The organism is Bellilinea sp. (genome assembly GCF_053501535.1).
In genome coordinates this window covers 1-9785 of sequence record NZ_JBRCOK010000026.1, presented here as the reverse complement: position 1 = coordinate 9785, position 9785 = coordinate 1, and the positions used below count along the sequence as shown (strand labels likewise).

The following is a 9785-nucleotide window of genomic DNA, read 5'->3' as shown; positions in this document are numbered from 1 at the left end:
GGGGTGTTTCGGTCGGCAGGGGCGGGGTCAGGGTGGCGGTCGGCGTGTTCATCGGCCCGCCGCTGCAGGCAGCCAGCAGTGCAGTCAAGAGGATCAGCAAAAGGGGTTTCATCAGGCGCATGGTGAGCATCTCCGTGTGTGAAAACAATAGGATTATAAACGATAATTTTGAGAAAAAACCTTGACATGACCAGTTGGTCATGTTAGCATATGACCAACTGGTCATATTGGTTCGACAAAAGGAAAAGGCAACATGGTCAAAACCACTTTTCTCAATCTGGATGAAGAAAAGCGCCAACGGATTTTAGCAGCAGCGCTGGAAGAATTTTCCGCTCAACCATACGAAAGCGCATCCCTGAACCGGATTGTGGCGCAGGCCGGCATCCCCAAAGGCAGTCTGTACCAGTACTTTGAAGACAAGAAAGACCTCTATTTCTTTCTGATAGATGAGGCGGCCGAAGCAAAACTGGCCTTTCTGCGCCGCTGCGATTTGCCCGAAGGGAGTGATTTTTTTGAAGGTTTCGCCGCGCTCATGCTGTCCGGCGCCGAGTTTGATCTGAACTACCCGCAATACAGCCGTTTGCTTGGGCAGGCCTTCAACAGCCCTTTGGCAGAAGAAATTACGGAACGGTTGAAGGGTAAAAGTTTTGATTATCTGCATGATTTGCTCTTCACTGCCCGGCAGCAGGGCCGCATTCGCAGCGACCTGCCGCTGGACTTGATTGTCTTCACCCTGAATGCGCTGACCACTGAATTCGGTAAATATGCCGCCCAAAAGGCGGGGCTGAAGTGGGACGGTCGGATTTTTGACCCTCAACAGCGTGAAAGACTGCGTTCACTGGATTTAAAGGGCATGATTGACAATCTGATGCGCTTGCTGAAAGAAGGCATGGCTGCAAAATAAACCTGCGCATGGCGCAGACCGAAAAATTTGACAAATGGAAAGGTAAATCATCAAGATGAATTATTTTGAGGCACTGTCAATAGGATTTGGGCTGGTAATGATTCTGACCCGCCCGTTGATTCACCTCTTCCCCCAGCGCTGGGCGGATTTTGAGATGGATCGGGTTTACACCCGTCGGCAGCCCATTTGGGTGTGGCTGGCAGGCGGTTTTGGGCTGGGGCTGGTAGCCTTCACCTGGTACCGGCACTTTACGCACGGCGTGCCGTATTCGATTGTGGTCACACTGATCATCAGTCTGACGCTGGTCAAACTCTCGCAGGTTCTGTTCAACTACCAGCAATTCCGCGCCTTTGCCGAGCGGGTACTCAAGCGTGAACGCACGACCATGAATCTCATCAGCATTGCAACCGCTCTGCTCGGATTGGTGCTGGTGAGCATGGGAATCTGGCTCTATTGAGGAGGAAAGTACATGAATTACTTTTTGATTTTGGGAATCGGGATGGGTACAATTGCGCTGCTGAAGCCGGTCTATATGCACCTGATTCCGTGGGACGAAAACCGCTTCATTGCCAAAGCCTACGCCGAAAAACGCCCGGCATGGGTGGCGGTGGTAGCAGCAGTGGGTTTACTTCTGGTAGCGTTGACGTGGTACCTGCATTTTACGGCCGGTGTTCCGCATTCAATCGTCATCTCCCTGCTCTTTTCACTGACCGCCATAAAGGGGTTGACCCTGCTGCTGGATTACCAGCGTTTTCAGCAGTGGGTGGCGGGTATGCTGCGCCGCGACGGCGGGAGGCAGATTGTCTGGGTGGATATCGGGGTCAGCCTGATTGGGCTGGCGATGATTGCCGTGTCGGTGTGGCTGTATGCCTGAGGATCATCACCCGCAGCCGGGCCAATGGGGAAATGAAACGGCTCAGGCTGCGGGTCAATTGTGCAATCCGCCGGAAATAGGGCGATAATTCGGCCGGGTTTTCGACCACTTCAAACCCAAAGCGGGCATAAAAACCGACCAGTTCGGCGCGGCAGGTCAGGTAGAGCGGCGGCGGGTTTTCCTTCAGCAGCTGCCGGATGATGGCGCTGGCTGCGCCTCGTTTTCGCCATGTGGGCAGCACCACAATCGAAGCCAGCTCCCGCGAGCCGTCGCGGTGCGGCTTGACCTGACCGCAGCCAATCACCCGGCCGTCCTCATCCATCGCCAGCCAGAAACGCCGCCAGTTCAAACCAAACGGGTTGAGCCGCTCGGCGTGAATCAACCGGCGGATGACGGGAGCATCGGCAGCAGTGGCGCGGCGCAGTGTGATCATGGGTGAATGATTGTAATCGGCTGTTGAAGATTATATAATAAAAAATGGAAGCACTTGTCTGATTCACCTGCCGGCGGGGGCTGCGGCAGGATTGTCCATCGTTTGCCGGAAAGGAGGGGAAGGCGATGGACGCTGAGCTGGTTTGCACACTTGCCAGAGACGAGCAGATTGACGAGTTTCTGGAATTGCTGCGTTTGGATGCCGAAAATTACCTGATCCCCACCATGGAAGTGATGGGCTGGTCGTGGGCTGAATTTGCCCGGCGTGTGCGCGGGGTGGGACGGGTGTTCTGTGTCTATCAGGGCGAACAGAAAGTCGGCTGTTACTGGATCGAAGAGCGCGGCCGCATCGTCCACCTGCACGGGATTGTGGTGGCGCGCGCCTTTCAGGGGCAGGGGATCGGTTCGCGCATCATCCGGCGGCTGGCCGAAGAATACCGCGGGCGCATGGATGCCATCGAGTTGGGTGTGCACCAGTCCAACCAGCGCGCCAGGGCGCTCTACGAACGGCTCGGCTTTGTAGCGGTGCGGTTTTTGCCCGAAGTGGGTTTTACCATCATGCAGTTACCCCTCAAAACGGAACGCGCATCAGACCCGCTGCCGGGGACTGCTTAATCCATCTGTGGAGGAAGGCGATGATTAAGAAGCCATTCTTCTTCATTCTGCTGGGAGTTCTGTTGATTGGGCTGCTGAGCGCAGCGGGCTGCGGGGGCGGCGTCATCTCTGCGCCCCCCGCCAACCGGACGGAAACGCCTCTTCCCTCTCCGACGCCGACCCCCACACCGACTCTCCTGCCCGGCCCGGCTGCCACCCCCACAGCGCAAATTTCTCCCACCCCGTCCTGCGGCAATTTGGAGCTGGAATTGGACTATCAGCAGGTGCAGCAAGCCGAAGAATTTTATGCTCTTTTGACCGCCAGGGGAAGCATTCCTCTCACCGTACAATTCCAGCAATCCCCCCCGCGCGTGGAAGGATTCGGCCAGGCCGAGGTGGGCGGCAACGGACATGCCGAAAATTGTTCTTGGATTTACACCGGTTTGCTTGAATACGATCTGCATGGGGATTTACTGCTCGACCGCCAGCCGCCGATCCTTCGCTTGAGCGGCAAGCGGGGCGCGCGCAACCTTGCCGCGATTGGCACGGAATGTTGGGGCGGTCAGCTTTCACCGGTCATTTCGGATGACATTCCCCTCTTTGAAATCGAGTATCGGGACACGGCAACTTTGAAGTATTCCTACGATATGCCCACCCTTCACGCCGAGGCGGTTTGGACGCTGCACTTTCGGTGTCCGTGACATGGTTTTCTCAAAGCTGCTTTTAGAGAAAGCCTTGAATCTTTTAAGATAAAGAGGTATTCTTTCCGTCCTTCTTCAGGTATAATATAAGACAAATGTTCGATATTCGAGGGCGGAAAGATGCCGGTTAATTACTTGCAAATTCAGGGACAAATTCAAGAAAAGTGCCAGCAGGCCCGCCAGAATCAGGCGGTCTATCGGGAGCGGCTGGAACAGGCCGCCGCCCTGCTCACCCGCTACGCCGCCGACCTCGACTTTTTGCGTCAGCGGGTGGAAGATGCGCAGCGTGCGGATGTTTCGCTGCGCTGTGCCGTGCCGCTGAATGAACGGCTGGATACCGCCGTCAGCCCCCCAAACCTTGCCCAATTACCGCTTTTACTGGCTGCCGACGGTTCACAAATCAACCCCAACCGCCACGATTCGGTCGAGTTTGCGGTCATCAACACCGGCATTTTCCGAATTTTACCGGCTGCCGACCTCACCCCCGGCGAAGAGGCCGAAACCCAGCTGTACCTGCTGGAGGACATCAACAACCCGGCTGCCCCGCTCACCGAGGAGGTGGTGGCGCTGCGCCGCGACCTGAACGAGCGCCGCCTGCTGGCAGACCGTGCCGGCCGCGAAACCACCCGCCCGGTCATCACATTAACCGACGGGCCGCTGGAACTGTACCGCGAACCACGCGAAAATCAACTGTTTCAGCAATTGTTTGGCGAGTACCTGAGTGTGCTGCAAAAAACCAGCCAGCAGGAAGCGGTCAGCGCGGGGTATGTGGATAAACCCGGCAGCGATCTGGTGATACGCCTGCTGGAACTGGCGGCTGATTCGCGCCTGGATGTGAAGGAAACAACCCGCCGGCGACCGTTGGGAGGCGTGCTGGATCGGGTCATTTTTGCCGGGCTGCTTGCACCCGGTCAGCGCAGCGCGGTGTTTGTTATTCAGTCATCCATGGCGGAGCGTTTTGCCGCCTTTGACCCGGCTCTGCAACCCTGTTTCTTTTATCTCAATGTTGGCATTCATCCCGAAAGAGCGTGGATGGCGAGGGTGGAAATCACTCGCGGTGTTGCCGAAAAACCTGCCCTGCTGGAGGCCCTCCATGCGGTTTTATTGCAGCAGTGCCGGCAGATGGGCAGCAAACCCTACCCCTACGCGCTGCACCGCGCCCACGAAATTGCCTTAATCACCCGCCTTGAAAAAGAACAGATTGAAACCATGATTGCCCGTGCCATGCGGGCGATGGGCTTAGAGGTAGGGGATAAAAGCGCCAAGCAGTATCATAAAGACAATCTTTAGGCAGGAGGCAGAAAGATGACGACCACTTCTCCATTACAAATCGGGCGGCTGCTGCGCTCCACCACCAGCGGATGCGTAATCGGCTGCCGCGCCAGCGAGTTGAACCTGCCGGTTTTTGGCGGAATGGTACGCATCCCCCTGGCCGATGGAACACAGATTTACGGCCTGATTCACAACATCCAAATTGATGATGATGGTTTGATCCGCCAGTTAATCACCAGCGACAATGTTCCGCCGGACGTCCTGCTGGACAACCGCAACAACCGCAACGTACCGGTCGAAATCGGTGTGATTTTCATCGGCTATGCTGAGAACGGCAGCATCAGCCACCTGCTGCCGCCGCGCCCGCCGCTCAGCCTGGATGAAATTTTCACCTGCACAGCCCAGGAAGTGATTGCCTTCACCGGCAGCGGGCGGTTTGGCTACCTGCGCCATATTTTGCGCGCCGAAGACCTGCCCCAGGCTGAACTGCTGGCAGCGCACATCCGCCAGGCCGGAATGTTCCACCGTGCCCAGGGCGATCCCGGCTGGGTGCAGTCCATTACCCGCGAACTGGTCACCTTGCTGCGCGATGATTACGACCGCCTGATGAGCGTCTTGAGCGCGGTTGGCGATGTCAACCTGCCTTAACCTTTGTTGGGAGGAAAGATGATGACAATCAACCCTGAAAATCCAACCGAGAAACCAGTGGGCTATGTCGTCGGCGGCAGCCTGAAAGATTCGCTCAGTGTACGCCTGACCGTACCGCCCCAAGAAATCAAGGAAGGCTCGTTTGTGGTCATCGAAAGCGGCGACTGGCGTTTTTACGGCACGGTGACCGACCTGCAGCTGGGCAGTACCAACCCGCGCTTTGCCGATGAGCAGAGCGAAACCCGCCTGCCGCCGCAGGTGGCTGCCCTGCTGCACGGGCAAACCCTCTTCACCAATTTACAGGTGCTGCCGGCGCTGATGCAGGAGGTTGGCCCCGACCCGGCATCGCCTGAATACGATGCCTGGCGCGCTCAGCACGCGGATGACAGCGGTCTGCAGCCTCAGCCGGTCAAGACCGTGCCGGCCCATCATGCCCTGGTACGCGGTGCGCGCGCCGAGGATGTGGCCAACATCTTCGGCGAACCCAGCGAGCGCAATTTTGTCATCGGCTTCACCCGCGAACAGAACCTGCCCATTCCGGTTGACCTGGAAAAGTTCGTGCAGCGTTCATCGGGTATTTTTGGGGCAACCGGCACGGGCAAATCCTTCCTCACCCGCCTGCTGCTTTGCGGGCTGATTCAGTACAACAAAGCCTCGGCGCTGGTGTTTGACATGCACAACGAATATGCCTACGACGACATCGCCTCCGACACGCGCGAGGTCATTCCGGGGCTGAAAAGCAAATTCGCCGCCCGTGTGCGCGTGGTCGGGCTGGGCAATGAGGCTTCCATTCGCGGTCAATCGCCGGATTTCACCCTGACGCTGGCGGAAAGCGACATTCTGCCGGAAGATATTGAAATGCTGACCCGCGAGCTCAACCTGCGCGAAACCACCCCCGCCACGCTGGAAGCATTGTGGCACAGTTTCGGCCGAAGCTGGTTCAGCGAGTTCAAGAAAATGCGCAACGGCGCAATGACGGAAGACCCGGATACCGGCAAAAAAGTTCCGGCAGCCGACAGCGTCGCCTTTTGGGCAAATCAGGCCGGGGTGAACGTCATGGCTGCCGAAGGTCTGCACCAGAAACTGACCCGGGTTTTTAACAAGCCCTACATCCTCCCCAACCCACCGCAGGACAGCCTGGCGGAAATCATCAACCTGTTGGCGAACGGCAAGCATGTCATCCTCTCCTTTGGCGACCACGAAACCGATCTGGATTACCTGCTGGTGACCAATCTGATCACCCGCCGCATCCGCGATGAATGGGAAAAGCGCACCAATGCCTACCGCTCTCATCCCCAAAAGAACCCCGAACCGCGTCCGCTGGTGGTGGTGATCGAAGAAGCCCACAAACTGCTCAACCGTGAAATGGCCGCCCAGACCGCCTTTGCCACCATTGCGCGGGAAATGCGCAAGTACTACGTCACCCTGCTGATTGTGGACCAGCGCCCCTCGCAGATTTATGATGAGGTTATGTCACAGCTCGGCACGCGGGTGAGCGCCTGGCTGGGCGATGAAGCCGATATTGCCGCGGTGCTTTCCGGGCTGGCCGGGCGGGATGCGCTGCGCGGCATGCTGGCGCGCCTGCAGCCCAAAGAAGAAGCCCTGCTGCTGGGCTGGGGGGTGAGCATGCCGATTCTGGTGCGTTCGCGCCGTTACGATAACCGCCTGTTCGAGGAAATCCGCGGCGGGCAGCCCCCCGCGCGCGGCGCCGAAGACGCCATCCGCGAATTGTTTGGGGAGTGACACTCAACCACCCCCATTGTCCATTATCTGATGACTTACTCAAAGTACTTTAAAAAATCCTGAATTTTTGTTCCTAAACAAGTTTGGGGTCAATACAAAACCGGGATTGTGACAAAACGATCCCCACTTCCACCTCCCCCAATATCGCAAAAGCGATATTGGGGGAGGCGCAGGAGGGGGCCGTCCATTGGCTTTAGAAGTGGATGATCCCGAACGGACGTTGATCAGCGTTTGCAGGCGGCGGTTTGATTGTCTTCGACTTTGAGAAAGCCGCACCCATTTTCCGATCTTTGCGTTGGGGCAGGAGTATTCTATGGTCAATGGTGAGAAAGTAAAACGCCGCGCCGTGCCGGTTTTTTACCTTCTGGCTTTTGGTTTCTCATGGCTGGAAGTGGTTTTCAATCCACCGTTGCAGGGTCAGGCAGGTTTGCGCCATGCGTTGGGCGTCCAGCAGGGACAGGTCATCCCGTAAAGTGTGGTAAGCGCGCCAGAAGGCGGGAGTGCCGCTGCTTTCAATGCCGGTGGCGCGGAAGCCGGCGCGCACAAACGGCGCAAAATCACCGCTGCGGCGGCGCGCCAGATAGGGGCTGGCCTGCAGGTCGGCAGCCTGCAGCTGGCTGTTCAGGGTTGAGTCGGTCAGCAGCGGCTTCAGGCCCAGCTCGGCATGGTAAATCCGCAGGTTTTCCCCGCTGCCAACCATGTCCACGCTCAATACGCTGAGCGTTTTGGCAAGGCGTTTGAGCTGCAAAGCAGCCTGACGCGCACCGAACAGCCCGGCTTCCTCGGCGCCGGTGAAGAGGAAACCCACCCGCCGGTTCAGGTGCGGCTTGTCCGCCAGCCATCTGGCCGTTTCCAGCAGCACCGCCACGCCGGAAGCGTTATCGTTAGCGCCGCGCGTAAACGCGCCATCACTGCCGCGCTGGTCGTAATAATCCAGCCCGATGTAGGCCAGCCCGACCACGCTGATTAAGACGCGCAGCACACTCAGCAAAATGGGCGGAAGCGGCATCTGCAACACTGCCAGCGCGCCAAAGAAAGCGGTCATCCAGCCGGCGCGGCTGAGGACAGCATACCACTGACGGCGCAAGGCGTACAAAGGCCCTTCCACATACGGCAGGGCGCGGGCAGTATCCACGTGGGCAACCAGCAGCAGGCGGAGTTCTTCGGCCTTGCTGCCAGCGGGCAGACCCAACAGGTTTTGACTGCGGGCTGTGCACGGCAGGCGGTACTGCAGCCAAAGCCGAAAGTACGGCAGCAGCCCAACCCACAACGGGGCAGCCACCGCCAGCCAGGCGAACCCCGGCAGCAGCCAGACCGCCGCAATCAGCCAGATTGCCGCCAGTGTGTAATAGGGAAAAAAGGCCGGCAGGGGTGCAAAGGTAAATTCCTGCCATTCACAGCGGTAGCCCAAGCCGCCAAGTTGTTCGGCCAGCCATTGCTGGGTTTGCCGTTCTGCCGGGCTGCCGGCCGGACGCGCGCCGATTTTTTCGGTAAGATGCGCCGCGCTTTGGCGCAAGGCGGTCAGCAGCGAGGCGTTTTCAGGCATGGCGGCAGGCGGTCAGCACAAAGCGGTCGAGCGAATAGCGGAACAACAGGGGGTCGTGGCGGAAGGCGGCCCGGATGGGGATGCCTTCGGCTTCCAGCAAGGCGCGTTGGGCGTGGTGTTCGGCTTTGCCCTGGTTGACGATGATCAGCGCTCCGCCGGGCTGCAGGCTTTGCCAGGCGGCTTGCAGCAATGCCCTCGGCTGGAAAAAATTGGCGGGCAGCCCCCATTTCAGGTGGTCTTCGGGAAAGACAAACGGAAACAGCATGAAAATCAGGTGAAAAGCGGCGGGTTGGGTGCTGAAGCCGCGCGGGATGTAAGTCACCCCCGTCAGTCCGCGGATATGTCCGAGGGCGTGATCGTAACGCGAGTGCAGGTCGGCATATACCCGGTAAGCGTCAATTTCATAGCCCTGCAGGTCAATCTGACGGGGGCGGGGTGTTTGCCACCAGCGCAGCACAGCCGCCAGCGCCTGCACATAAAACCAGTGGGAGGGGCCAATATCCGCAGCGCGGACGGTTTCGGGCAGGCTGATCGGAGTGGCTTCCAGCGCGCTTTCCAGCAGGTGCAGGTAAAACAGGTTTTCGCGGTAGTTGATGGGGGTGGTCTGGGCGGCAAAATCTTCCAGGTGGTAGGTTCGAATCAGCCGATCGGCCAGCGCCATGGCGCTCGGGCGGTCTTCGGTCGGCAGGGCGGCGAAGGGGTCACCCCTGAGCCGCGGAGCGATGCGGAAACCCGCCCGCTGCCAGCGGACCAACTGACGCAAGGGATAATCCAGCCGGTTGCGCGCATCCCGCAGCAGGTTGAGCAGAGAATTAATCAGCCCACTCATCCTAAAATAAAACGGATTGGTTGGACTTCCAGCCTTTTGCGGGCAATTTCACAATACTCAGCGCTGATTTCGATACCGATGAAGTTGCGGTAATTTTTACGCGCCATGACGCAAGTTGTCCCGCTTCCACACATGGGGTCAAGGACTATATCTCCCGGCTCGGAAAAACACAAAATCAAATCTTCTGCCAGTTTATCCGGGAAGGTAGCCGGGTGCTGCAGTTTCAGGCGGTTGCCTTCGGT

At 58.2% G+C, this 9785-nt stretch carries 12 protein-coding genes; 8 read left to right on the top strand and 4 right to left on the bottom strand.

What is annotated here, in order from left to right:
* Positions 1–253 precede the first annotated feature (253 nt).
* The 3 genes from ACWIZX_RS02925 to ACWIZX_RS02915 are packed head-to-tail and all read left to right on the top strand — an operon-like array spanning position 254 to position 1778.
* Entirely contained in the window at positions 254–904 is a 651-nt protein-coding gene (locus ACWIZX_RS02925; RefSeq protein ID WP_322792127.1) for a TetR/AcrR family transcriptional regulator, read from the top strand.
* Between the two features lie 55 nt (positions 905–959).
* Positions 960–1361, top strand: a complete 402-nt coding sequence (locus ACWIZX_RS02920; protein ID WP_448334754.1) for a hypothetical protein — start codon at positions 960–962, stop codon at positions 1359–1361.
* 12 nt (positions 1362–1373) lie between these two features.
* The gene (locus ACWIZX_RS02915; RefSeq protein ID WP_322792129.1) at positions 1374–1778 is read left to right on the top strand and encodes a hypothetical protein; all 405 of its coding nucleotides are present in this window, start codon (positions 1374–1376) and stop codon (positions 1776–1778) included.
* On the opposite strand, the gene ACWIZX_RS02910 is transcribed toward ACWIZX_RS02915, so the two are convergent.
* Positions 1726–2211, bottom strand: a complete 486-nt coding sequence (locus ACWIZX_RS02910; protein ID WP_448334753.1) for a GNAT family N-acetyltransferase — start codon at positions 2209–2211, stop codon at positions 1726–1728. The two genes, ACWIZX_RS02915 and ACWIZX_RS02910, sit on opposite strands and share 53 nt — an antisense overlap.
* A 125-nt stretch (positions 2212–2336) precedes the next feature.
* On the opposite strand from ACWIZX_RS02910, the gene ACWIZX_RS02905 reads away from it, so the two are divergent.
* From ACWIZX_RS02905 to ACWIZX_RS02885, 5 genes are all read left to right on the top strand, one after another.
* Positions 2337–2825: a GNAT family N-acetyltransferase gene (locus tag ACWIZX_RS02905; protein ID WP_448334752.1), complete on the top strand. Its 489-nt coding sequence runs from the start codon at positions 2337–2339 to the stop codon at positions 2823–2825.
* Positions 2826–2845: 20 nt separating this feature from the next.
* On the top strand, positions 2846–3505 hold the full coding sequence (locus ACWIZX_RS02900; protein ID WP_448334751.1) for a hypothetical protein: 660 nt from the start codon (positions 2846–2848) through the stop codon (positions 3503–3505).
* Between the two features lie 120 nt (positions 3506–3625).
* Positions 3626–4795, top strand: coding sequence for a DNA double-strand break repair nuclease NurA (locus ACWIZX_RS02895; RefSeq protein WP_322792133.1), 1170 nt, complete (start codon positions 3626–3628; stop codon positions 4793–4795).
* A 15-nt stretch (positions 4796–4810) separates the two neighbouring features.
* Positions 4811–5425: a hypothetical protein gene (locus tag ACWIZX_RS02890; protein WP_322792134.1), complete on the top strand. Its 615-nt coding sequence runs from the start codon at positions 4811–4813 to the stop codon at positions 5423–5425.
* An 18-nt stretch (positions 5426–5443) separates the two neighbouring features.
* On the top strand, positions 5444–7168 hold the full coding sequence (locus ACWIZX_RS02885; protein ID WP_448334750.1) for a helicase HerA domain-containing protein: 1725 nt from the start codon (positions 5444–5446) through the stop codon (positions 7166–7168).
* 379 nt (positions 7169–7547) lie between these two features.
* On the opposite strand, the gene ACWIZX_RS02880 is transcribed toward ACWIZX_RS02885, so the two are convergent.
* From ACWIZX_RS02880 to ACWIZX_RS02870, 3 genes are all read right to left on the bottom strand, one after another.
* The gene (locus tag ACWIZX_RS02880; RefSeq protein WP_448334749.1) at positions 7548–8714 is read right to left on the bottom strand and encodes a M28 family metallopeptidase; all 1167 of its coding nucleotides are present in this window, start codon (positions 8712–8714) and stop codon (positions 7548–7550) included.
* Positions 8707–9543: a hypothetical protein gene (locus ACWIZX_RS02875; RefSeq protein ID WP_448334748.1), complete on the bottom strand. Its 837-nt coding sequence runs from the start codon at positions 9541–9543 to the stop codon at positions 8707–8709. Before ACWIZX_RS02875 ends, ACWIZX_RS02880 begins: the two co-directional genes overlap by 8 nt.
* The coding region (locus tag ACWIZX_RS02870) for a DNA methyltransferase (protein ID WP_448334747.1) at positions 9540–9785 on the bottom strand (246 nt) is incomplete at its 5' end. The genes ACWIZX_RS02875 and ACWIZX_RS02870, both read right to left, overlap by 4 nt.

Excerpts from the sequence above, each read along its gene's own strand:
- ACWIZX_RS02890 (WP_322792134.1), top strand. The coding sequence starts at position 4,811 with ATGACGACCACTTCTCCATTACAAATCGGGCGGCTGCTGCGCTCCACC.
- ACWIZX_RS02885 (WP_448334750.1), top strand. The coding sequence starts at position 5,444 with ATGATGACAATCAACCCTGAAAATCCAACCGAGAAACCAGTGGGCTAT.
- ACWIZX_RS02915 (WP_322792129.1), top strand. The coding sequence starts at position 1,374 with ATGAATTACTTTTTGATTTTGGGAATCGGGATGGGTACAATTGCGCTG.
- ACWIZX_RS02900 (WP_448334751.1), top strand. The coding sequence starts at position 2,846 with ATGATTAAGAAGCCATTCTTCTTCATTCTGCTGGGAGTTCTGTTGATT.
- ACWIZX_RS02925 (WP_322792127.1), top strand. The coding sequence starts at position 254 with ATGGTCAAAACCACTTTTCTCAATCTGGATGAAGAAAAGCGCCAACGG.
- ACWIZX_RS02880 (WP_448334749.1), bottom strand. The coding sequence starts at position 8,714 with ATGCCTGAAAACGCCTCGCTGCTGACCGCCTTGCGCCAAAGCGCGGCG.
- ACWIZX_RS02905 (WP_448334752.1), top strand. The coding sequence starts at position 2,337 with ATGGACGCTGAGCTGGTTTGCACACTTGCCAGAGACGAGCAGATTGAC.
- ACWIZX_RS02895 (WP_322792133.1), top strand. The coding sequence starts at position 3,626 with ATGCCGGTTAATTACTTGCAAATTCAGGGACAAATTCAAGAAAAGTGC.
- ACWIZX_RS02910 (WP_448334753.1), bottom strand. The coding sequence starts at position 2,211 with ATGATCACACTGCGCCGCGCCACTGCTGCCGATGCTCCCGTCATCCGC.
- ACWIZX_RS02875 (WP_448334748.1), bottom strand. The coding sequence starts at position 9,543 with ATGAGTGGGCTGATTAATTCTCTGCTCAACCTGCTGCGGGATGCGCGC.
- ACWIZX_RS02920 (WP_448334754.1), top strand. The coding sequence starts at position 960 with ATGAATTATTTTGAGGCACTGTCAATAGGATTTGGGCTGGTAATGATT.